Source organism: Micromonospora sp. NBS 11-29, assembly GCF_002140155.1.
GTDB lineage: Bacteria > Actinomycetota > Actinomycetes > Mycobacteriales > Micromonosporaceae > Micromonospora.
This window is the reverse complement of record NZ_NAPR01000011.1, coordinates 174,136-196,158: the sequence shown is the minus strand read 5'-3', so window position 1 is coordinate 196,158 and position 22,023 is coordinate 174,136. Positions and strand designations below refer to the sequence as shown.

The following is a 22,023-nucleotide window of genomic DNA, read 5'->3' as shown; positions in this document are numbered from 1 at the left end:
CCGACGGAAGACCGGGCCAGGACGGTGTGATGGGTTCCCGCAGTACGAATCTCCGTACGAAGATCATCGCCCTGCTGGCGTCGCTCACCGCGCTCTGGGCCTTCGCGGCCTGGGTGACCGTGCGGGACGGGTTCAACCTGCTCGGCGTGCAGGCGCTCAACGCCCGCGTCTTCGAGCCGAGCGACCCGCTGCTGCTGGAGTTGCAGAACGAGCGTCGGCTCTCGTTGCGCTACCTGGGTGAGTCCGATCCCGGACAGTTGCAGGAGCTACAGGCCCAGCGTGGACGCACCGACGAGACGGCCGCCGCGCTGTGGCGCTCGGTGCGGGACTGGCGCACCGAGGTCCCGGCCAGCGACGAGCTGGAGCAGCGGCTCGCCGAGCTGAAGACCGAGATCGACCAGCTCGGCCAGGTCCGCGAGGAGGTGGGTCGCAAGACCATCGACCGGACCGCGACGCTGACCGCGTACGACGAGGCGGTCGACGGGATCTTCGCCGTCTTCGACGCCCTCGGTGGTCTCGACGACGACCAGATCGCCCGGGACACCGCCGCGCTGATCGACCTGAACCGGTCCCGTGAGCTGCTGTCCCAACAGGACGCCCTGCTCACCGGCGCGGTCTCGGCCAACCGGCTGACCGTCGCCGAGCAGACCGCCTTCGCCCGGCTGGTCGGCGCACAGTGGTTCCTCGCCGACCGCACCGCCCGGGAACTCGCCCCGACCGACCGGACCCGCTACCAGCGGATGGTCGACGGGGAGGCGTTCCAGCAGCTACGTACCCTGCAGGACCGGGTGCTCGCGACCAAGGGCGAGGACGTGCGCCCGCCGGTCACCGCGGCGGCCTGGCAGGGTGCCGCCGAACAGGCGATGGCCGAGCTGCGCTCGGTGATCCTCGCCGGCGGTGACGACATCGTGTCCCGGGCCACCCCGGTCGCGGTCGGCGTCATCATCCGGTTGGTGCTCGCGGCCGGTCTCGGCCTGATCGCCGTCGTCGCGTCCGTGATCGTCTCGATCACCACGGCGCGGGCGCTGGTCCGCCAGCTCGAACGGCTGCGGGAGGCGGCCTTCCGGCTGGCCAACGAGCGGCTGCCCAGCGTGGTGGAGCGGCTGGGCCACGGGGAGGAGGTGGACGTCGCGCGAGAGGCGCCACCCCTACAGTTCGGCGACGACGAGATCGGGCAGGTCGGCAAGGCCTTCAACGTGGTGCAGGAAACCGCCGTCCGCACCGCCGTCGAGCAGGCTGAGCTGCGCCGCAACGTCCGCGACGTCTTCCTCAGCCTGGCCCGGCGTACCCAGGCGCTGGTGCACCGCCAGCTGACCCTGCTCGACGCGATGGAGCGCCGGGAACACGACGCCGAGGAGCTGGAGGACCTGTTCCGCGTCGACCACCTGGCCACCCGGATGCGGCGTAACGCGGAGAACCTGATCGTGCTCTCCGGGTCGACGCCCGGCCGGGCCTGGCGGCGCAACGTGCCGATGGTCGACGTGGTGCGCGGCGCGGTCGCCGAGGTGGAGGACTACACCCGGGTGACCGTGCGACCGTTCGGCGCGGTGTCGCTGACCGGCCGCGCCGTCGGCGACGTGATCCACCTGCTGGCCGAGCTGATCGAGAACGGCCTGTCCTTCTCGCCGCCGCAGACCGCCGTGGAGGTGCGCGGCCAACTGGTCGCCAACGGCTTCGCCATCGAGATCGAGGACCGCGGCCTCGGCATGAGCGGCGACGAGCTGGCCGCCGCGAACGCGCGGATCGTCGACCGGTCCGAGCTGAACCTGGCCGACGCCGCCCGGCTCGGTCTCTTCGTGGTCAGCCGGCTCACCGAGCGGCACGGCGTGAAGGTGCAGCTCAAGGAGTCCGCGTACGGCGGAACGACGGCGGTGGTGCTGATCCCGCGGGAACTGATCACGGCCGCCGCTGATCCGGGCGCTCACGACACCGACACCGACACCGAAACCACCACCACGCCCGCCGCACTGCCCGCCAGGGCGCCGGAGGGCACGTCGGCCGCGCCGGGCAAGCAACCCGTCGCGGACCGGGCCGGCGAGGACACCTCCGCCGGGGTCCTGCCCGTCGGGTCCGGCATGCTCACGGCGGATCCCACGCCGGTGCCGGAGACGCCTCGACTGACCCCGTCCGGGCTGCCCGCGCGTACCCGCAAACGGCAGTCCGCGGTGGCCGAGCCCACCGCGGAGCTGGCCGTGGTCGAGACCCGGGCCGCGCCCGCGGCGGCCGGCGGGGAGGTGCCGCCGGTGACCGATGCCGGTCTGCCCGTCCGGGTACGCCAGGCCAACCTCGTGCCGGAGCTGCGGCACGACCAGCCCGACGAGGCGGACGACGACGGGCCCGACGACACGGCGCGGGCACCGGAACAGGTACGCCGAATGATGAGCTCCTACCAGAGTGGAACCCGACGTGGCCGCACCGACGCGGCCCGGCTGCTCGGCGGGGCGCACGGGGCCGGCGGCGGGCCGGCCGACGGGAACGAGCAGGTTACCTGACCGGGACGTCGACGCCGACGGATCCGGGACGAGAACGGCGCACAGCCGGGGAGAAGAGGACGACGAGTGGCGCAGAAGACGGCTTCGAGCGCGGATCTGACGTGGCTGCTGGATGACCTGGTCGGCCGGGTCAAGCAGGCGGAACACGCCGTGGCGCTCTCCACCGACGGACTGCTGATGGCCTCGTCCCGCGGATTGGGTCGGGACGACGGCGAGCACCTCGCGGCGATGGCGGCGGGTATCCAGAGCCTGGCCCGCGGCGCGGGCAAGCGGTTCGGCGGTGGTCACGTGCAGCAGACCATCATCGAGATGCAGTCCTCCTTCCTCTTCGTCACCGCGGCCGGCCGCAACGCCTGCCTGGCGGTGCTGGCGTCGGAGGACGCGGACGTCGGCCTGATCGCGTACGAGATGGCCATGCTGGTCACCCGGGTCGGCCGGTTCGTCGCGTCACCCACCCGGGAACAGCCCCTCGGCGAGAACACGGCGCGATGACCGGCCGGGGGGAGCCCGCGGAGCACGAGTGGGTCGACGACCACGCCGGCCCGGTGGTGCGCCCGTACGCGGTGACCGGCGGCCGGGCGCGCCCGGTGACCGGCACGTTCGACCTGATCTCCCTGGTGACCGCGACCCGCACCGAGGTGGGGTCGGAGTCCGGGCTGGGCCCGGAGCACGTGGCGATAGTCGGCCTCTGTCAGCGGATCCAGTCCGTGGCCGAGATCGCCGCCCATCTCGACCTGCCCGTGGGCACCGTCCGGGTTCTCCTCGGAGACCTGGCGGCCCGCAGTCTGGTGCAGGTCCGCGAGCCGCGCGCAACCGCCGCCGGCCTTCCCGACGAGCACGTTTTCGAGGCGGTAATCAATGGACTACGGGCGCTCTGAGCGGCCGGCGGGAGCGGCACCGCTGCCCACCGCGATCAAGATCCTGATCGCCGGTGGTTTCGGCGTCGGCAAGACCACCATGGTCGGCGCGGTCAGCGAGACCCGCCCGCTACGCACGGAAGAGGTGCTGACCGAGACCGGGATCGGCATCGACGACCTGTCCGGGGTGGAGGCGAAGTCCACCACCACCGTGGCGATGGACTTCGGCCGGATCACCCTCAGCGACGACCTGGTGCTCTACCTGTTCGGCACACCCGGACAGGACCGGTTCTGGTTCGTCTGGGACGAGTTGGCGCTCGGCGCGCTCGGCGCGGTGGTGCTCGCCGACACCCGCCGACTGGCCGACTGCTTCCCGTCGATCGACTACTTCGAGGGGCGGGGGACGCCGTTCGTGGTGGCGGTGAACTGCTTCGAGGGGGCCCGGCAGTTCCGGCTCGACGAGGTCCAGGCGGCGCTCGACCTGGACCCGGGGGTGCCGGTGGTGCTCTGTGACGCGCGCCAGCGGGAGTCGGCCAAGGAGGTGCTGATCACGCTGCTGGAGCACGCCATGAAGCTGCGGGAGACCCGCCGGCGGGCCGCCGGTGACTGAGCCGGCCGTGCGCCTCCGGGCGATGTCACCGGAGGAGTTCGACCGCTGGCGGGACGAGTTGGCCGTCGAGTACGCGCGCGAGCACGTCACGGCCGGCAACTGGACCGCCGAGGAGGGCGTCGATCGGGCGCGGACGGCCATCGCCGCCCTGCTGCCGGACGGCATGGCCACTCCCGGCCAACTTCTCCTGGTCGGCGTGCGGGCCGACGGCACCCCGGTCGGCCGGATCTGGATCAGCCTGACCCATCCGCGTGGCCTGGCCGACTGCGCCTTCATCCAGGACATCGAGGTGGCCGCCGAGCATCGCGGACGAGGGCTGGGACGCGCGCTGCTGGCGGCGGGGGAGCAGGCGGCCCGGGAGCGGGGTGCCCGGGCGCTGGAGTTGAACGTCTTCGGCGCCAACGAGACGGCCGCCGAGCTCTATCGGACGTCCGGCTACCGGGTGGTCACCCAGCAGATGCGCAAGGATCTACTGGCTTAGTCCTCTGTTGGCTGTTGGCTGTTGGCTGCTGTGCGGGCGGACGGAGGCCGCTCAGTTACCCTGGGTGACCCTAGCGAGAACATGTATTGCTTAGTTGACGGTATGCCTAAGAGTCATAATTATGTCTGTGAGGTATACCGCGTCACGTACTTCTATTTCGCTCGCTGCGACACGCCCGCGACGCGGCGGGCCAGAGGCGTGATGTTGCGCCAGTCCGGCCCCGGCCCCGGCTTGGCCCCGGTCCCGGCTTGGCCCCGGTCCCGGCTTGGCCCCGGTCCCGGCGGGCTGTGCCTGGTCCGGCGCGGTCCCACGCTCGCCCGGCTGCGCCTGGCGCGGGCGCGGCTCGGCTTGGCCCGGCTCCATGCGGCCGGCGGAGGCGGGCCGGGCGGGTCGGTCCGATCTAGGGACGTTGCGGCGTTCAGGCGGCGCGGCCTCCGGGACTTTGGCACCGATCGGCGAGCGTGGGAGGCGGTGCTCTCAGAGGCGGGTGGCGGTGCGGACCAAACCGGCCAACGCCCGGGACCGGCTGTGCGGCGGCCAGGCGATCACCGTGGTCACCGCCGGCGCGTCCGGCACCGGAACCGCGGCGAGGTCGGCGCGCAGCAGGGTGCGGCACGACTCGGGCAGCACCACCGCGGTGCGGCCGAGCGCGATCAGTTGGAACAACTGGGCGTGGTCCCGGACCTCCGGCCCCGGGCCGTCCGGATACGTGCCGTCCGCCCGTGGCCACCGTGGCGTCGGCAGGTCGGGCAGCGCGGCGACGTCGGCCATCGACAGCTCACGCCGGCCGGCGGCGGGATGGCCGGCCGGCAGCACCACCACCTGCTGTTCCGTCACCAGTTCCTCGGTGTCGAGCCCGCGCGTCGAGTCGAACGGCAGGTGCAGCAGCGCCACGTCGGCCCGTCCGTCACGCAACAACCGCTCCTGCTCACCGATGCCGCACAGCAGCACCTCCACGGCGACCGCGTCGGGCTCCGCGGCGTACGCGTCGAGCAGTTTCGGCAGCAGCTCACTGGACGCGCCGGCCTTCGTGGCCAGCACCAGGACCGGCTCGCCACTCCCGGTGGACGCGGCGCGGCGGGTACGGCGGTCGGCGGCGGCCACCGCGTCCAGCGCGGCCCGGCCCTCGCGCAGCAGCACCGCGCCGGCCGGGGTCAGCGTCACGGCCCGGCTGTCGCGTTCCAGCAGCGTCGCCCCGAGCCGCCGTTCGAGCTGGCGGATCGCCCGCGACAGCGGAGGCTGGGCGATGCCGAGGCGGCGCGCGGCGCGGCCGAAGTGCAGCTCCTCGGCGACCGCCACGAAATAGCGCAGCTCCCGCGTCTCCATCCGACCACCGTACCCCGCCCTGATACCCGGCGGGTATCGCACGCTACCGAGACGGTGTTGGCCGCCCGGTGACGGCGCGGACAGGATCGACCACATGAGCGAATCGACGATTGCGCTGGTCACCGGCGCGAACAAGGGTATCGGGTACGAGATCGCGGCCGGCCTGGGCGCGCTGGGCTGGCGGGTGGGCGTCGGCGCCCGGGAGGAGCAGCGCCGGGAGGCGGCGGTGGCGAAGCTGCGCGCGGACGGGGTGGACGCGTTCGGCGTACCCCTGGACGTGACCGACGACGCGAGCGTGACCGCCGCCGCCCGCCTGCTCCATGAGCAGGCCGGCGGCCTGGACGTGCTGGTCAACAACGCGGGCATCACCGGCGGGATGCCGCAGCAGCCCGGCGACGTCGATGTCGCGACCGTACGGGCGGCCGTCGAGGTCAACGTGATCGGCGTCATCCGGGTGACCGAGGCGATGCTGCCGCTGCTGCGCCGCTCGGCGTCGCCCCGGATCGTCAACATGTCCAGCGGCGTCGGCTCCCTGACCCGGCAGAGCGCCTCCGCCGGCGAGCACCAGACCGGGCCGCTGTCCGTGGCCTACTCGCCGTCGAAGTCGATGCTGAACGCGGTGACCATCCAGTACGCCCGGGCGTTGCGCGACACGGGCATCCTGATCAACGCGGCCTGCCCCGGCTTCACCGCGACCGACCTCAACGGCTTCCGCGGCGTGCGGACGCCGCAGCAGGGCGCGGCGGTTGCGATCCGGCTTTCGACGCTGCCCGACGACGGACCGACCGGCGCGTTCTTCGAGGACGACGGCTTGGTGCCGTGGTGACCGACCCGATCAGCGTGTAAGGAGAGGCCCCTTGTTAACGCCAGGCGTCAACAAGGGGCCCCTCCTTACATGCGAACTCAGCTGGCGATCATCCGGCGCAGCACGTACTGCAGGATGCCGCCGTGCCGGTAGTAGTCCGCCTCACCCGGGGTGTCGATGCGAACCACGGCGTCGAACTCCACGCCGGTGTCGGTGGTGACCTTCACCGTGCGCGGGGTGTCTCCGTCGTTGAGCGCGGTGACGCCGCTGATCGAGAACGTCTCGGTGCCGGTAAGGCCCAGCGACTCGGCGGTCTCGCCGCCCGGGAACTGCAGCGGCAGCACGCCCATGCCGATCAGGTTCGAGCGGTGGATCCGCTCGTACGACTCGGCGATGACCGCCTTGACGCCCAGCAGCATGGTGCCCTTGGCCGCCCAGTCGCGCGACGAGCCCGAGCCGTACTCCTTGCCGGCCAGGATGACCAGCGGGACGCCCGCCTCCTGGTAGGCCATCGAGGCGTCGTAGATCGAGGTCTGCTCGCCGGTCAGGTGGTTGACCGTGAAGCCGCCCTCCACACCGGGGACGAGCTGGTTGCGCAGCCGGATGTTGGCGAACGTGCCCCGGATCATCACCTCGTGGTTGCCGCGGCGGGAGCCGTACGAGTTGAACTCGTGCCGGGCCACGCCGTGCTCGGCGAGGTACGTGCCGGCGGGGGAGTCCGCCTTGATCGAGCCGGCCGGGGAGATGTGGTCGGTGGTCACCGAGTCGCCCAGCTTCGCGAGGACGCGGGCGTCGGCGATGTCCCGCACCGGGGTCGGCTCCTGCCGCATCCCCTCGAAGTACGGGGGCTTGCGCACGTAGGTCGACTCGCCGTCCCAGGAGAACGTGTCACCGGTCGGGGTCGGCAGCGACTGCCAGCGCTCGTCACCGGCGAACACGTCGGCGTACGCGGCGCTGAAGCCGGTCGCGCCGATCGCCGAGGCAATGACGTCCTGGATCTCGGCGGTGTTCGGCCAGATCTCCCGCAGGAACACCGGGTTGCCCTGGGCGTCCTCGCCGATCGGCTCGTTGGCGAGGTCGATGTCCATGGTGCCGGCGAGCGCGTACGCGACCACCAGCGGCGGGGACGCCAGGTAGTTCATCTTGACGTCCGGGTTGATCCGGCCCTCGAAGTTGCGGTTGCCGGAGAGCACCGACACGACGGCCAGATCGCCGTCGTTGACGGCGGCGGAGACCTCCTCCGGCAGCGGGCCGGAGTTGCCGATGCAGGTGGTGCAGCCGTAGCCGACCAGGTTGAAGCCGAGCTTCTCCAGGTAGGGCGTGAGGCCGGCGCGGTCGTAGTAGTCCATGACGACCTTCGAGCCCGGGGCGAGGGTGGTCTTCACCCACGGCTTGCGGGCCAGGCCCTTCTCCACCGCGTTGCGGGCCAGCAGCGCGGCGCCGATCATCACCTGCGGGTTCGAGGTGTTGGTGCAGGAGGTGATCGCGGCGATCACCACCGCGCCGTGGTCCAACTCGTACTCGACGCCGTCGGCGCCGGTCACCCGGACCGGGTTGGTGGCCCGGCCGCCCGCGCCCACCGCGGCGGTTTCCAGGTCGCGCGGCGCGTCCGCCGGGTCGTTGACGCCGTTGGCCGGGGCGTCGCTGGCCGGGAAGGACTCGGCACTGGCCTCGTCGGCCGGGCCGTCGGTGCCGAACGGCTTTTCCTGCTGCGGCACGCCGGGCTTGCGGCCCGGGTCGCCGCCGGTCTCGTCGGCGGCCACGTAGTCGGTGAGCGCGGCGCGGAACAGCGTCTTCGCGCTGCCCAGCGGCACCCGGTCCTGCGGGCGCTTCGGGCCGGCGAGCGACGGCTCGATGGTGCCCAGGTCCAGCTCCAGCCGCTCCGAGTACTCCGGCTCGCGCTCCGGGTCGTGCCAGAGGCCCTGCTCCTTGGCGTACGCCTCGACCAGCGCGACCTGAGCCGCGTCGCGACCGGTCAGCTCCAGGTAGCGGATGGTCTCGCCGTCGATCGGGAAGATCGCCACGGTGGAGCCGTACTCCGGGGACATGTTGCCGATGGTGGCGCGGTTGGCCAGCGGCACGGCGCTCACGCCCGGGCCGTAGAACTCGACGAACTTGCCGACCACGCCGTGCTTGCGCAGCATCTCGGTGATGGTGAGCACCAGGTCGGTGGCGGTGGTGCCGGCCGGCATCCCCCCGGAGAGCTTGAAGCCGACGACCCGGGGGATCAGCATGCTGACCGGCTGGCCGAGCATCGCGGCCTCGGCCTCGATGCCGCCGACGCCCCAGCCCAGCACGCCCAGGCCGTTGACCATGGTGGTGTGCGAGTCGGTGCCGACCACGGTGTCCGGGTACGCCTGACCGCCGCGCTCCATGATCGTGCGGGCCAGGTACTCGATGTTGACCTGGTGCACGATGCCGGTGCCCGGCGGGACCACCTTGAACTCGTTGAACGCGGTCTGGCCCCAGCGCAGGAACTGGTAGCGCTCCTTGTTGCGCTCGTACTCCAGCTCGACGTTGCGCTCGAAGGCGTCCTCGCGGCCGAAGAGGTCGGCGATGACCGAGTGGTCGATGACCAGCTCGGCCGGGGCGAGCGGGTTCACCTTGGTGGCGTCACCGCCGAGGTCGCGGACCGCCTCGCGCATGGTGGCCAGGTCGACGACGCAGGGCACACCGGTGAAGTCCTGCATCAGCACCCGGGCCGGGGTGAACTGGATCTCCACGCTCGGGTCGGCGGTGGCGTCCCACGCGCCGAGCTGCCGGATGTGGTCGGCGGTGATGTTCGCGCCGTCCTCGGTCCGCAGCAGGTTCTCCAGCAGGACCTTCAAGCTGTAGGGCAGCCGCTCGTGGCCCTCCACCTTGTCGATCCTGAAAATCTCGTAGCTCGCGTCTCCGACGCGTAGCTGGGTCTTCGCACCGAAGGTGTCGAGGCTCGCCACGTCGTACTCCTTCATACCAGCGACCGTGAGTAGTCCTGAGCAGTTTGTCGCACCGACCGGGGCGCCGCCGTGCTTAGGCGACACTTACCTTGGTCGGTCCCCAAAAACCGTACGTCCGTCTTGCTATCGGCGCAACCTCGTGCCACCCTCCGGGACGGGGAAGTGAGGGTAGGGTCGGCGGGTGGTCGACGTTCAGCACTGGCTCTCCGCGCTACCCCCGGGCGTGATCTACCTGATCGTCGCCGGGGTGATCGGCGTCGAGAGCATGGGCATCCCCCTGCCCGGCGAGATCGTGCTGGTCAGCTCCGCCCTGCTCGCCGCCACCGGGGCGGTCCAGCCCGAGTGGGTGGCCATCGCCGCCGCGACCGGCGCGATCGTCGGTGACTCCATCGGGTACGCGGTGGGCCGCCGAGGCGGTCGACCCCTGCTCGAACGGCTGGGCCGGCGCTTTCCCAAGCATCTCGGCCCGGCGCACCTGGCCCGCGCCGAGCAGAGCTTCGCCCGGCACGGGGTCTGGGCGATTTTCTTCGGCCGGTTCGTCGCCCTGCTGCGCATCCTCGCCGGCCCGCTGGCCGGGGCGCTGCACGTACCGTACCGCCGGTTCCTGGTGGCGAACGCGGCCGGCGGCCTGGTCTGGGCGTTCGGCACGACGTACCTGCTGTTCTCCCTCGGTCGGGCCGCCGAGCATTGGCTCAAGGACATCTCCTGGGCCGGGTTGGTGCTCGCCGTGCTCGCCGGCCTGGTCAGCACCGCGTGGCTGCGTCGCCGCGCGAAGCGGCTGGCCCCGGCCGAGGCCCCCGAGGAACCCGAGACCGTCGGGGCGACCGAGCGCTGACGCGCGGGAGGACGACCGACGCCGGGTCGCCGAAGCGGCGGCGTCAGGGCGTGTCGGAGGTGGCCACTTCGCCGAGCAGGTGAAGCAGCGCATCGCACGCCGCGTGCACGGCGACGCGCGACTCCTCGGTGTGGTCCAGGGCGTCGAACCCGTGCCGCCCGTTCGGTACGTCGACCAGGTGCAGCGGCAGCCCGTGCCGGCGTGCGGCGGTCGTGAAGGCCGAGACGCTGGCGGCGACCTCGGGCCGCTCCCGCCCGACCTGGGTCAGCACGAGCGGCGGCGGGTTGGCCGTGCTCGCGTCGAGAGCGTCGAGAGGGTGAAAGCGGGGGTCGACCGGTGGCCACTCCGGCAGGGGCGCCAGCAGGGGGTACGTCGCGGAGAGGCCGCGCAACCAGGGGGGCGGGTCGCGGAGCCAGTCGCCGAGCAGCAGGCCGGCGCCGGAGAAGAACCAGAGGGCCAGGCGGTCGGGGTCGACGCGGGGGTCGGCGCGGAGCAGGTCGGCCGTGTCGGCGACGCGCGCGGCGACCGTGGTCAGGCCGTCGGGACTCGCCACACGGAGACGGGGGATCGCGACCACCACGCCCCGCCCGGCCAGCAGCGAGCCGTAGCCTCGGTAGAGCGGCCAGTCCGGCGCCTCGGGCGCCTCGGGTGGCCCGGGCACACCGTGTGCCACCACGACCGCGGGGTGCCGCCCGTCGCTGGCCGGGAGGTAGAGGTCGACGTCGCCGTGGCGTTCGACCCGGGCCGGCGCCGGGTCGAGCACGAACGGTATCTCCCAGAACATGTCTCCCATCCCGTGATGGTAGGGCAGGAGCGTCCCGCTCGGTGACCCTCCGATCAGGAGGACGATGCCTTCGCGTGCCGCTCCCGCAGCCGGTCCCGGATCTCCTCCGGGGTGTACGCCCGGCGCTGCCGCTCCGCCCGGGCCACCACCACGCCCGTCGCCGCGACGCCCGCGAGCCCGGCCAGACCGAGCACCTTCCACCACCGCATCCGTTGCCGCATCGGCTTAGGGTAGTCCCTCATGAGCATCAGCCTGGACGAGGCCGTGGAGCTGACCCGCACCGGCGACCTGTGGGTGTTCCGTGGGCGCAGCGTGCCGGACCGCGCCATCCAGTTCACCACCAACAGCCCGGTCAACCACGTCGGCATGGCGGTGGTGCTGGACGACATGCCGCCCCTGATGTGGCACGCGGAGCTGGGCCGCTCGCTGCCGGACATGTGGACCGGCACCCGCCAGCGCGGCGTGCAGTTGCACGACCTGCGGGACGCGGTCTGCGTGTGGGCCAACCGGTACGGCCAGCGGGGCTGGTTGCGCCAGCTCGAACCGCCGGCCGACGCCGCCATGGAGGAGGCGGTGCTGCGTACCGTGGCACGGCTGGACGGCACGCCGTTCCCGTCCACCGCGCAGCTCGCGTGGCGGTGGGCCCGGGGCCGGGTGCCGTCGCCGCGCCGACGGACCGCTGCCGGCGCGGCGCCGGCGGTGCCGGCGTCCACCTCGGACGGCGGGGGCACGTCGGTGCGCGACCGGGCGCTGGAGACGGCGTACTGCGCGGAGGTGGTGGCGGTGACCTACGAGGCGATGGGGTTGCTGCCCGCCGGCCGGCGGCCCAACTGGTACGACCCGGGACGGTTCTGGAGCGGCGACGACCTGGCCCTGACCGGCGGCGCGCAGCTCGGTGCGGAGATCGAGGTACGCGTCCCGCCCCGTTGACCAGGTTTGCCGGGCCGGCCGCCCGGCTAAGGGAAGACCCGTGACGGCTTCCACCGACCTCGACACGCTCTCCGACTTCTTCGACCGGTACGGCGTGGCGCTGACCAGCGCCGACCTGCCGGCCATCGCCGGCTGCTACGCCCTGCCGGGGCTGGTGGTCGCCGACACGTACAGCTTCTCGTTCACCTCGCCGGCGGCGGTGGCGCTCAGTTTCGTCGGCGCCGCCCCGGACTACCAGGAGCGGGAGCTGGTCGCGGCGAACGCGCAGATCGAGGACGTGCAGCCGGTCTCGGCGCTGCTCACCGAGGTGGCGGTGCGCTGGGAGTTCCTGGACAGCCAGGGCGCAGCGGTGCCCGGCGAGCGCTACCGCTACCTGCTGCGGGCCGCCGACGACGGCCTGGTGATCTGCGCGGTGATCCGCTGCGGGTGTTAGGAAGGGCCCCTTCTCAACCGGATGCGTTGAGAAGGGGCCCCGCCTTACCTGCTCAGCGGTGGGAGGCGGCCCACCGGTCGGGCTCGGGCGCCGAGTGCAGGCCGGGCTCGTGCAGGCCCTCCTCATCGAGCTGGCCGATCCGACGGTAGGTGTCCGGCCGGCTGGACCGGAGCACCGCGCCCCAGACCAGGCCGAGCAGCCCGGCGACCACCGGGATCGCCGGCAGCAGCCACTTCAGGTAGCTCGCGGTGTCCGGCGCGAGCAGCGCGTCGAAGTTGAACAGCAGCACCAGCAGCACGGCGGCGAGCAGAACGGTGCCGAGCACCGGGGCGACGGCCCGCTGCCAGAGCGTCTCCGGGCCGGAGCGGCCCCGGAAGAAGCCGACCACCGCGGCCGAGGTGAGCGTCATCAGCAGCACGACGCCGACCGCGGCCGAGCCGGACAGCCAGGTGAACAGGTCGATGACCGGGTCCCGGCCGGTCGTCGCGAAGCCCAGGAAGACCACCACGGCCAGGACGCTCTGCATCAGCGAGCCCGCGATCGGGGCGCCGCTGCGGCTGGACGTCGCGGCGAGGAAGCGGGGCAGGACGTTCTCCCGGCCGAGCGCGAACAGGTAGCGGGCCACGCCGTTGTGGAACGACAGCAGGGCGGCCAGCACGCTCGTGATGAACAGGACGTTCGCGATGTCCGCGATCACGGCGCCGGAGTACTCGTCGAGGGCACCGAAGATCACGCCGGGGCCGGCCTCGGCGCTGGCCTGCGGCGCGTTCTCCGGCCCGGTCAGCACGGTCAGCGCCCAGGCGGAGAAGGCGTAGAACAGACCGGTGAACGCGACCGCGATGTAGGTGGCCCGGGCCACCGTGCGCCGCGGGTCCTTCACCTCCTCGCTGTAGATGGCACCGCTCTCGAAGCCGGTGAAGGAGGCGATGGTGAATGCCAGCACCGCGCCGAACCCGGCACCGAAAAGATGACCGAAGTCGATCCCGGCGGTGGTGACGTTGCCGTCGGCGGGGTGGGCGAACGCCACCAGGTCGAAGATCAGCACCGCCACGCACTCCAGGACGAGCAGCACCGCGAGCACGCTGGCGTTCAGATCGATGCGCAGGACGCCGAGCAGGCCGATGAAGACCCAGGCCAGTAGCGCCCACACCCACCAGTCGAGGGTGAGCCCGGCCTTGGCCGTCATGAAGTCCTTCATGATCGCGCCGAACAGGCCGTAGAGGCCGATCTGGATGGCGTTGTACGCGGCCAGCGCGACCCCCGAGCCGGCCACCCCGCCGGCCCGACCGAGTCCGTTGGCGATGTACGCGTAGAACGCGCCCGCGTTGGCGACGTACCGGCTCATCGCGGCGTAGCCGGTGGCGAAGATGGCGAGGACGCCCGCGAGCAACACGAAGCCCAGCGCGGCGCCGATGTTGCCGCTGACGGCGTACATGGTGGTGACGCCGCCGCCCAGAACGGTCAGCGGGGCCGATGCGGCGACGGTGAAGAAGACGAGATGGGCGGTGCCGAGACGGCCACGGCGTAGCCCACCGTCGGAGAAGAACGGATCGGAGGACAAGGCTTCTCCAGGGGGAGGGAGGAAGAGAAAATAGGGGTGTCTACTTCGGGACAGCCTGAAGCAGGGTATTGGTGATCACTGATCGTCACAACCCCACTTCGATATCGATTAGGACGCGCCTGTTCGACCGGAATTGAGCTGTGCGTGGTCATGCCGTACCGTCCCGTGTCGACGATCACGGCCACCGTTCGAGGATGGACCATGACCTACCCCGGGGCACAAGCCACGTACCGGTTAGCCGATGCGCTGTTCCTCATCGGACACGACGAGTTCACCGGCAAGCCGCACGTCTCCGTCGACCGGCTGGAGTGTGGGCTGGCCGGCGCCGCGCTCGCCGAGCTGATGTTCGAGGGCCGGATCNGGCATCGCCGCCGTGGACCCGCGGCTGTGGCAGGAGCCGCTGACGGACCTGCTGATCACCGAGATCCTGCGGCGCGAGGGCGCGCATCCCGCTCGACTGTGGATCCGCTACCTGCGGACGCAGTTGAACATCAACGAGCGGGTGGGCACCCGCCTGGTCACCGCCGGCGTCCTCCGCCGGGAGCAGGGCAAACTGATCGGCCGTCAGGTCCGGTGGCCGGCGATGGACCCGAACCAGGCGGCCTCGCCGCGGGTACGGCTGACCGCCATGCTGATGCACTCGTCCCCGGCCGAGCTGGACCCGGGCACGCTGCTGCTGGCGAGCCTCGCCGAGGCGGTCGGGCTCGCCACGCACATCTTCGATCCGCAGGTCGGTGGGCGGATGCGGGACTGCCGGCGGTTCCTGCCGGCGCAGCTCGAAGGGCTGCTCGCCGCGGTGGTCGGCGCGCTGGACGTGAGCACCACGACGGTACGCCGTTGACGGTCCCGCCCCGGGCCGGCCCGGGGCGGGACGTGATCGCTCAGGCCGGGTCGCGCCACATCGGATAGAGCGTGGGCCCGCCGGGCAGGTCCAGTGTGACCGGTCGGCGCCGGAAGTCGAGCCGTTCGTAGAGGGCCGCGTTGCGCGGCGTGCTGGCCTCCAGGTACGCGGCGGTGCCGGCGGCGTCCAGCTCGGCCAGCTTGTCGCGCAGCAGGGCCGAGCCGATGCCCCTGCCGTGGTGGTCCGGGTGCACCGCGATGAACGGTAGATACCAGTGCGGTTCGCCCGGGTGGTTGACGGTCATCAGCTCGTCGAGCACACCGAACCGTTTCATCGCCTCCGGCCCGATGGCGGCCTCCATCGTGGCGAACTCGTCGCCCTCGTCGGCCCCGTGGTCGTCGCCGACCGGCAGCCACAGCGTGGCGCCCAGCCCGTCGCCGGCCACATGGACCTCGCCGGTCCGCAGCGCCAGCGCGACGAACGGTCCGAAGAAGGCGGGATGGGCCCGGGCCCGGTGGTCGTCTTCCGGGAAGATCCAGCCGCTCACCGGGTCCCGCATGAACGCCTCGGCGAGGATCCCGGTCACGAGGGCGGCGTCCTCCGTGGACGCGCGCCGGATGTTGCCCTGCCACTCAGTCACTGGCCACCCGTCCTGCCGGCTGCACTAGCCATCATGGTCATCGATCGGCGTGCAACGTATCAGGTGGCCCGCCCGGGCGGCAGGCCCCGGACGCAAGGTCGCCATCACCGGGACCGCCTGGCTACGCTGGCCCGGTCCGCCGGAACGGGTAGGGCAGCCGGGCGGCTCGCCCGCCGAAGGAGGGCCATGTTCCGCACGCGTCGTCCCGGGCCGTCCCCCGGTGCCGCCGTCACCTCGTCCCCGTGGATCGTCGTCGCGATCGGCGTGGTCGTCATGCTGGTGCTGCTGGTGGTGGCGCTCGGTTCGGTGCGGGGCCGGCGCACGTTCCCGGANCCCCGCCCGTTGTGTCGGGTGGGCCGGTGAGCACGGCCGCGCGGCCGGTGGTCCCGGGTCTGTCACCCCGGTCGACGGTGCTGCCCGCCCGGCCGACGCCGGCCGCGTCGACCGTCGTCCCGCCCGGTGGCGTCCGCTCCGCGGCGCCCCCGTCCCCGCCGCCGCCCCCGCCGTCCGTGGTGACCGGCCGGTACGCCGTGGTGAGCAGTTTCGACGGCGGCTTCATCGGCGAGGTGCGGCTGGTCAACACCGGTCGGGCGGCACAGGGGTGGACGGTGCGGCTGACGTTCCCGCAGGGCCGACTGGTCACCGCCTGGGCCGAGGGCATCGAACAGGGGACCTTCGGCGCCGACGGCTCGACGTTCACCTACCGCAGCGGCGTCGACCTGGCCGCGGGCGCGTCGGTGCCGGTGCGGTTCCACTTCGAGCGGACCGGCACGACCCGTCCGGACGCCTGCACGGTTGACGGCGTGACCTGCGCCGGCCTCTGAATCGACGACGGCGGCCCGACCCTTGCTTTGCAAGGTTGCGGTCATGTTGCGGCATCGTTTGCAAGGTATTGCAGAATTTTTCGGCAAGGGCTAGCGTGCGGGCGAATCAGCGACCAGAGAAAGGCCGTCGATGACACCGACGCCGACATCCCCCAAGGCGTTGCTCGCCCTGGTCTCCCTCCTCGTGCTCACCCTCGTCGGGGTCCCGGTGGCCCTCCACCAGGTCGGCGCCGACGGCGCCGACCGCACCGCGACCCCCGACGTCCTGGCCGCCGGCAACGCCCCCCAGTGGAGCCGGGAGCCCTCCGCCGAGGCGCTGCTGAAGGCCGGCCTCACCACCGCGAAGGCGGAGCAGTTCTACTTCGTGCTGCCGGACCGCTTCGCCAACGGCGACAAGCGCAACGACGCTGGCGGCCTCACCGGCGACCGGCTCACCACCGGCCTCGACCCCGAGGACAAGGGCTTCTACCACGGCGGTGACCTCAAGGGCGTCATCGACAAGATGGACTACATCCAGGGCATGGGCACCACCGCCATCTGGCTGGCCCCGATCTTCAAGAACCGACCGGTGCAGGGCACCGGCGCCGACGTCTCGGCCGGTTACCACGGCTACTGGATCACCGACTTCACCCAGGTCGACCCGCACTTCGGCACGAACGCGGAGCTGAAGAAACTGGTCGACCTCGCGCACCGGCGCGGCATCAAGGTCTACCTGGACATCATCGTCAACCACACCGCCGACATCATCCGCTACGCGGAGGACAGGTACGGCTACGTGGACAAGAAGACCGCGCCATACACCGACGCGCAGGGCCGGGCCTTCGAGGACCGCAACTACGCCGACGGGACCCGGAAGTTCCCGCGGGTCGACGCGACGTCGTTCCCGTACACCCCGACGTTCGCCACCCCGGCCGACGCGAAGGCCAAGGTCCCGGCGTGGCTCAACGACCCGACCATGTACCACAACCGCGGTGACTCCACCTTCGCCGGGGAGAACAGCGAGTACGGCGACTTCTTCGGCCTCGACGACCTGTGGACCGAGCGTCCCGAGGTGGTGCGCGGCATGACCGACATCTACGCCCAGTGGATCGGGCGGGCCGGCGTCGACGGCTTCCGCCTGGACACGGTCAAGCACACCAACCTCGACTTCTGGCCGCAGTTCAGCCGCGGCATCGATGCCGCCGCGGCGAAGGCCGGCAAGAAGGACTTCTTCATGTTCGGCGAGGTCTACAGCGCCGACCAGGCCATCGAGTCGACGTACGTCCGGCAGGGCGGCCTGCCGGCCACGCTCGACTTCTCGTTCCAGGAGGCGGCGCGCGGCTACACCGCCGCCGAGGGCTCCGCCAAGGCGCTCGCCGACGTGTACGCCAAGGACGACCTCTACTCGGCCCGCGACACGTCCGCCAACCGGCTGCCCACGTTCCTCGGCAACCACGACATGGGCCGGATCGGCTCGTTCATCGCCGCGGCCGGCGGTGACGACGCCACTCAGTTGCGTCGCGACCAGCTCGCCCACCAGCTCATGTTCCTCACCCGCGGGCAGCCGGTGGTCTACTCCGGCGACGAGCAGGGCTTCACCGGCCCCGGCGGCGACAAGGACGCGCGGCAGGACATGTTCGCCTCGCGCACTGCGGACTACCTCGACGACGACCTGATCGGCACCACCCGCACGCACGCCGTCGACCAGTACGACACCCGGCACCCGCTGTACCGCACCATCGCCGAGCTGGGCCGGCTGCGGGCGGCGCACTCGGCGCTGCGCGACGGCGTCCAGGTCACCCGGTACGCCGCCGACGGTCCCGGCGTCTTCGCGTTCTCCCGCGTCCTGCCCTCCGAGCGGGTGGAACACGTCGCGGCGGTGAACAACGCGTCGACCCCGCAGACTGTCACGGTGGACACCTGGTCGAACGGCACCCGCTTCACCGGCGTCTACGGTGGCGCCGCCACCGCGACGGCCGGCGCCGACGGCAAGCTGAGCCTCACCGTGCCGGCGATGTCGGCCGTGGTGCTCAAGGCCGACCGGGCGATCCCGCAGCCGGGCGCGGCCCCGACGATCACGCTCACCGAGCCGGGCGACGCCCCGGTCGCCACCACCACCGCGATCACCGCCCAGGTCACCGGCGACCCGCTCGCCACCGTCACGTTCGCCGCCCGGGTTCCGGGCGGCAAGTGGACGCTGCTGGGCACCGCCGACCGCGCCCCGTACACGGTCCACCACGACCTGACCGGCCTGCCCGGCGGCACGAAGGTGGAATACAAGGCGGTGGTCCGCGACGGGAAGGGCCGCACCGCCACCGCCCGCACCATCGGCACGGTCGGCACCCCGGCCCAGGGCGCGTCGCGGGACTGGGCGATCGTGCACTACCAGCGCCCGGAAGGGGGGTACGCCGACTGGGGGCTCTACGCCTGGGGCGACATCGACCCGGCGTACGTCACCGAGTGGCCGAAGGGGCAGCCGTTCGCCGGTGAGGACTCCTACGGCCGGTTCGCCTGGGTGAAGCTCAAGCCGGGCGCGAAGTCCGTCGGCTTCCTCGTGGTCGACTCCGACGGCAACAAGGACGTGGCGAACGACCGCACGATCGACGTGACGCAGACCGGCGAGGTCTGGGTCAAGCAGGGCGACCCGACGCTCTACCCGACCCGGGAGGCGGCCACCGGTGAGCCCGCGCCGCCGGTCGACCAGGGCACCGCGGTCATCCACTGGCGCAAGGCCGACGGCAGGTACGACGGCTGGGGTCTGCACCTGTGGGACGGCGCGGCCACCCCGACCGACTGGGCCGCCCCGCTCAAGCCGGCGAAGATCGACGCGTACGGCGCGGTGTTCCGGGTGCCCCTCGCCGCCGGCGCGACCGGGCTGAGCTACATCCTGCACAACGGCGACGAGAAGGATCAGCCGGACGACCAGCGGCTCGACCTGACCGTCGGGCACGAGGTGTGGCTGCTGGCCGGCGTCAAGGGCCGGCTGCTGCCGGCGACCAGCTCCGGCGCGGCCAAGGACGTCGACCTGACCAAGCAGAAGGCGCAGTGGATCGACCGGTCCACCGTCGCCTGGGCCACCGGCGCCACCGACGGCAGGAAGTACGCGCTCCTCGCCGCCCCGGCCGGCGGGATCGGCGTCGTCGACGGCGAGCTGACCGGCACGTACACCACGCTGCCGCTGCGGGCGCGGCGCAACGGGCTGACCGAGGCGCAACGGCAGGCGTACCCCCATCTCTGGGCCTCGCAGGCGTTCACGCTGGACCGCGCCGACCTGGCCAAGGTGCCGGCGGCGCTGCGCGGGCAGCTCGTGGTGACCGAACGCGACGCCGAGGGCGCGCTGCTGCGCGCCACCGGCGTGCAGATCCCGGGCGTGCTCGACGACGTCTACGCGGCGGCGACCGGCGCGAAGCTCGGCCCGACGTTCGCCGGCCGGGTGCCCACCCTGGCGGTGTGGGCGCCGACCGCGCGGACGGTGTCGCTGCAACTGTTCGACTCGCCCACCGCCCAGCCGACCACCACGGTGTCGATGCGACGCGACGACCGCACCGGCGTCTGGTCGGTGCGCGGCACCACCGCGTGGACCGGCCGCTACTACCGCTACCAGGTGCAGGCGTGGCAGCCGGCGGCGCAGAAGGTGGTCACCGCGTCCGTCACCGACCCGTACTCGGTGGCGCTGGCGCCCAACTCCACGCACAGCCAGATCGTCGACCTGACCGACCCGGCGCTCGCGCCGGCCGGGTGGGCGAACCTGCGCAAGCCGGCCCCGGTGCCGGCGGCCAAGGCGCAGATCTCCGAGCTGTCGGTGCGGGACTTCTCCATCGCCGACACCACCGTGCCGGCCGAGCGCCGGGGCACCTACCTTGCGTTCACCGACCCGAACACGGCCGGCATGAAGCACCTGCGGGCGCTCGGCGACGCCGGGGTCAACCACCTGCACCTGCTGCCGGCGTTCGACTTCGCCACGATCCCGGAGAAGCGGGCCGACCAGGCCCAGCCCGCCTGCGACCTGGCGAAGCTGCCGCCGGACTCGGACCAGCAGCAGAAGTGCGTCGCGGCGGTGGCCGAGAAGGATGGCTACAACTGGGGGTACGACCCGCTGCACTACACCGTGCCGGAGGGCGGCTACGCAGTCGACCCGACCGGCGCGAAGCGCACCACCGAGTTCCGGCAGATGGTCGCCGGGGTCAACCAGGCCGGCCTGCGGGTGGTCATGGACGTGGTCTACAACCACACCTCGGCCGCCGGCACCGACGGAAAGTCGGTGCTCGACCAGGTGGTTCCCGGCTACTACCACCGGCTGCTCGACGACGGTGCGGTCGCCAACTCGACCTGCTGCGCCAACACCGCCCCGGAACACGCCATGATGGGCAAGCTCGTGGTCGACTCGCTGGTCACCTGGGCCAAGGCGTACAAGGTGGACGGCTTCCGGTTCGACCTGATGGGCCACCACCCGAAGGCGAACATCCTGGCCGTGCGCGCCGCGCTGGACAAGCTCACGCTCGCCCGCGACGGGGTCGACGGCAGGAAGATCCTGCTCTACGGCGAGGGCTGGAACTTCGGCGAGGTCGCCGACGACGCCCGGTTCGTGCAGGCCACCCAGGCCAACATGGCCGGCACCGGGATCGGCACGTTCAACGACCGGCTCCGCGACGCGGTGCGCGGCGGTGGTCCGTTCGACGCCAATCCCCGCGTGCAGGGTTTCGCCTCCGGCCTGTTCACCGACCCGAACGGTGACGAGGTCAACGGTTCGACGGCCGAGCAGCGGGCCCGGCTGTTGCACGCCCACGACCTGATCAAGGTCGGGTTGACCGGCAACCTGCGCGACTACACGTTCACCGACTCCGCCGGGAAGCGGGTCACCGGCGGCCAGGTCGACTACAACGGCTCCCCGGCCGGCTACACCGCCGCCCCGGGCGAGGCGGTCACGTACGTCGACGCGCACGACAACGAGATCCTGTACGACGCGTTGGCGTACAAGCTGCCGCAGGGCACCTCGGCGCGGGACCGGGCCCGGATGCAGGTGCTCGCGCTGGCGACCACCGCGCTCGGGCAGGGCCCCGGGTTCGTGACGGCCGGCTCGGAGCGGCTGCGCTCGAAGTCGCTGGACCGCAACTCGTTCAACTCCGGCGACTGGTTCAACCAGATCCGCTGGGACTGCGCCCAGGGCAACGGGTTCGGCGCCGGCCTGCCACCGGAGGCGGACAACAAGGACAAGTGGCCGTACGCGAAGCCGCTGCTGGCCGACGCGAAGCTGGTGCCGGACTGCGCGGCGATCGACCTGGCTGACGCCCGGTACGCGGAGCTGCTGCGCATCCGCCGCTCCTCGCCGGTGTTCGGGCTGCCCACCGCCGAGCAGGTGCAGAAGCGGGTCGCGTTCCCGCTGTCCGGGGAGAAGGAGACCCCGGGCGTGCTCACCATGACGCTGGACGTCCGTGGGCTGGGCGGCGCGTGGACGTCGGTGACGGTGATCTTCAACGCCACTCCGGAGACCGCGAAGCAGACCGTCACCGGCCTGCGCGGGGCGGACGTGGCGCTGCACCCGGTGCTGCGGAACTCGGCCGACCCGGTGCTGCGGACCGCCTCGTTCGACCGCGCGGGCGGCACGTTCACCGTGCCGGCGCGCAGCGTGGCGGTCTTCGTCCGGAGCTGACGCGGCAACGACCGGCCCCCCTGCCCGTGGGCAGGG

At 72.1% G+C, this 22,023-nt stretch carries 17 protein-coding genes and 1 pseudogene; 12 read left to right on the top strand and 6 right to left on the bottom strand.

Annotated elements, in window-relative coordinates; genetic code table 11:
• Nucleotides 1-29: 29 nt before the first annotated feature.
• The 5 genes from B1205_RS14565 to B1205_RS14545 all read left to right on the top strand — a co-directional run bounded on the left by B1205_RS14565 (nucleotide 30) and on the right by B1205_RS14545 (nucleotide 4,440).
• Nucleotides 30-2,492: a sensor histidine kinase gene (locus B1205_RS14565; RefSeq protein ID WP_089156106.1), complete on the top strand. Its 2,463-nt coding sequence runs from the start codon at nucleotides 30-32 to the stop codon at nucleotides 2,490-2,492.
• A 66-nt stretch (nucleotides 2,493-2,558) separates the two neighbouring features.
• Entirely contained in the window at nucleotides 2,559-2,984 is a 426-nt protein-coding gene (locus B1205_RS14560) for a roadblock/LC7 domain-containing protein (RefSeq protein ID WP_089156105.1), read from the top strand.
• Nucleotides 2,981-3,370: a DUF742 domain-containing protein gene (locus B1205_RS14555; RefSeq protein WP_089156104.1), complete on the top strand. Its 390-nt coding sequence runs from the start codon at nucleotides 2,981-2,983 to the stop codon at nucleotides 3,368-3,370. The genes B1205_RS14560 and B1205_RS14555 overlap by 4 nt, the downstream gene beginning before the upstream one ends.
• A complete protein-coding gene (locus tag B1205_RS14550; RefSeq protein ID WP_089156103.1) occupies nucleotides 3,351-3,959 on the top strand; it encodes a GTP-binding protein in 609 nt (202 codons plus the stop codon). Before B1205_RS14555 ends, B1205_RS14550 begins: the two co-directional genes overlap by 20 nt.
• Nucleotides 3,960-3,981: 22 nt before the next feature.
• The gene (locus tag B1205_RS14545; RefSeq protein ID WP_254909950.1) at nucleotides 3,982-4,440 is read left to right on the top strand and encodes a GNAT family N-acetyltransferase; all 459 of its coding nucleotides are present in this window, start codon (nucleotides 3,982-3,984) and stop codon (nucleotides 4,438-4,440) included.
• Between the two features lie 477 nt (nucleotides 4,441-4,917).
• Here the strand turns inward: B1205_RS14545 and B1205_RS14540 are convergent, their stop codons facing one another.
• Nucleotides 4,918-5,766 (bottom strand): LysR family transcriptional regulator, encoded by an 849-nt coding sequence (locus B1205_RS14540; RefSeq protein ID WP_089156101.1) that lies wholly within the window; start codon nucleotides 5,764-5,766, stop codon nucleotides 4,918-4,920.
• 94 nt (nucleotides 5,767-5,860) lie between these two features.
• Between B1205_RS14540 and B1205_RS14535 the strand changes: the two genes are divergently transcribed.
• Nucleotides 5,861-6,592, top strand: a complete 732-nt coding sequence (locus B1205_RS14535; RefSeq protein ID WP_089156100.1) for an SDR family oxidoreductase — start codon at nucleotides 5,861-5,863, stop codon at nucleotides 6,590-6,592.
• 77 nt (nucleotides 6,593-6,669) lie between these two features.
• On the opposite strand, the gene B1205_RS14530 is transcribed toward B1205_RS14535, so the two are convergent.
• Nucleotides 6,670-9,525, bottom strand: coding sequence for an aconitate hydratase (locus tag B1205_RS14530; protein WP_089156099.1), 2,856 nt, complete (start codon nucleotides 9,523-9,525; stop codon nucleotides 6,670-6,672).
• Nucleotides 9,526-9,691: 166 nt separating this feature from the next.
• Between B1205_RS14530 and B1205_RS14525 the strand changes: the two genes are divergently transcribed.
• Nucleotides 9,692-10,345, top strand: coding sequence for a DedA family protein (locus B1205_RS14525; RefSeq protein ID WP_089156098.1), 654 nt, complete (start codon nucleotides 9,692-9,694; stop codon nucleotides 10,343-10,345).
• A 43-nt stretch (nucleotides 10,346-10,388) separates the two neighbouring features.
• On the opposite strand, the gene B1205_RS14520 is transcribed toward B1205_RS14525, so the two are convergent.
• Nucleotides 10,389-11,138, bottom strand: coding sequence for an alpha/beta hydrolase (locus B1205_RS14520; RefSeq protein WP_089156097.1), 750 nt, complete (start codon nucleotides 11,136-11,138; stop codon nucleotides 10,389-10,391).
• 44 nt (nucleotides 11,139-11,182) lie between these two features.
• Nucleotides 11,183-11,371, bottom strand: a complete 189-nt coding sequence (locus B1205_RS29140) for a hypothetical protein (RefSeq protein WP_140158048.1) — start codon at nucleotides 11,369-11,371, stop codon at nucleotides 11,183-11,185.
• Between B1205_RS29140 and B1205_RS14515 the strand changes: the two genes are divergently transcribed.
• Nucleotides 11,370-12,059 (top strand): hypothetical protein, encoded by a 690-nt coding sequence (locus tag B1205_RS14515; protein WP_089156096.1) that lies wholly within the window; start codon nucleotides 11,370-11,372, stop codon nucleotides 12,057-12,059. The two genes, B1205_RS29140 and B1205_RS14515, sit on opposite strands and share 2 nt — an antisense overlap.
• Before the next feature lie 40 nt (nucleotides 12,060-12,099).
• On the top strand, nucleotides 12,100-12,492 hold the full coding sequence (locus tag B1205_RS14510; RefSeq protein WP_089156095.1) for a hypothetical protein: 393 nt from the start codon (nucleotides 12,100-12,102) through the stop codon (nucleotides 12,490-12,492).
• 52 nt (nucleotides 12,493-12,544) lie between these two features.
• Here the strand turns inward: B1205_RS14510 and B1205_RS14505 are convergent, their stop codons facing one another.
• The gene (locus tag B1205_RS14505; RefSeq protein ID WP_089156094.1) at nucleotides 12,545-14,053 is read right to left on the bottom strand and encodes an APC family permease; all 1,509 of its coding nucleotides are present in this window, start codon (nucleotides 14,051-14,053) and stop codon (nucleotides 12,545-12,547) included.
• 150 nt (nucleotides 14,054-14,203) lie between these two features.
• Here B1205_RS14505 and B1205_RS14500 point away from each other — a divergent pair.
• Nucleotides 14,204-14,894, top strand: a pseudogene (locus B1205_RS14500) (GOLPH3/VPS74 family protein).
• A gap of 40 nt (nucleotides 14,895-14,934) precedes the next feature.
• On the opposite strand, the gene B1205_RS14495 reads toward B1205_RS14500, so the two are convergent.
• Entirely contained in the window at nucleotides 14,935-15,534 is a 600-nt protein-coding gene (locus B1205_RS14495; RefSeq protein WP_089156093.1) for a GNAT family N-acetyltransferase, read from the bottom strand.
• A 359-nt stretch (nucleotides 15,535-15,893) separates the two neighbouring features.
• Between B1205_RS14495 and B1205_RS14490 the strand changes: the two genes are divergently transcribed.
• Together B1205_RS14490 and pulA are read left to right on the top strand one after the other, a co-directional pair.
• Entirely contained in the window at nucleotides 15,894-16,358 is a 465-nt protein-coding gene (locus B1205_RS14490; RefSeq protein ID WP_254909948.1) for a cellulose binding domain-containing protein, read from the top strand.
• 130 nt (nucleotides 16,359-16,488) lie between these two features.
• The gene (pulA, locus tag B1205_RS14485) at nucleotides 16,489-21,987 is read left to right on the top strand and encodes a pullulanase-type alpha-1,6-glucosidase (RefSeq protein ID WP_089156092.1); all 5,499 of its coding nucleotides are present in this window, start codon (nucleotides 16,489-16,491) and stop codon (nucleotides 21,985-21,987) included.
• Nucleotides 21,988-22,023 lie beyond the last annotated feature (36 nt).

What these genes read in the sequence shown, in the direction of transcription:
- B1205_RS14540 (WP_089156101.1), bottom strand. Translation starts at nt 5,766, where the DNA reads ATGGAGACGCGGGAGCTGCGCTATTTCGTGGCGGTCGCCGAGGAGCTG.
- B1205_RS14520 (WP_089156097.1), bottom strand. Translation starts at nt 11,138, where the DNA reads ATGGGAGACATGTTCTGGGAGATACCGTTCGTGCTCGACCCGGCGCCG.
- B1205_RS14515 (WP_089156096.1), top strand. Translation starts at nt 11,370, where the DNA reads ATGAGCATCAGCCTGGACGAGGCCGTGGAGCTGACCCGCACCGGCGAC.
- B1205_RS14565 (WP_089156106.1), top strand. Translation starts at nt 30, where the DNA reads ATGGGTTCCCGCAGTACGAATCTCCGTACGAAGATCATCGCCCTGCTG.
- B1205_RS14555 (WP_089156104.1), top strand. Translation starts at nt 2,981, where the DNA reads ATGACCGGCCGGGGGGAGCCCGCGGAGCACGAGTGGGTCGACGACCAC.
- B1205_RS14530 (WP_089156099.1), bottom strand. Translation starts at nt 9,525, where the DNA reads ATGAAGGAGTACGACGTGGCGAGCCTCGACACCTTCGGTGCGAAGACC.
- pulA (WP_089156092.1), top strand. Translation starts at nt 16,489, where the DNA reads ATGACACCGACGCCGACATCCCCCAAGGCGTTGCTCGCCCTGGTCTCC.
- B1205_RS14550 (WP_089156103.1), top strand. Translation starts at nt 3,351, where the DNA reads ATGGACTACGGGCGCTCTGAGCGGCCGGCGGGAGCGGCACCGCTGCCC.
- B1205_RS14545 (WP_254909950.1), top strand. Translation starts at nt 3,982, where the DNA reads ATGTCACCGGAGGAGTTCGACCGCTGGCGGGACGAGTTGGCCGTCGAG.
- B1205_RS29140 (WP_140158048.1), bottom strand. Translation starts at nt 11,371, where the DNA reads ATGAGGGACTACCCTAAGCCGATGCGGCAACGGATGCGGTGGTGGAAG.
- B1205_RS14535 (WP_089156100.1), top strand. Translation starts at nt 5,861, where the DNA reads ATGAGCGAATCGACGATTGCGCTGGTCACCGGCGCGAACAAGGGTATC.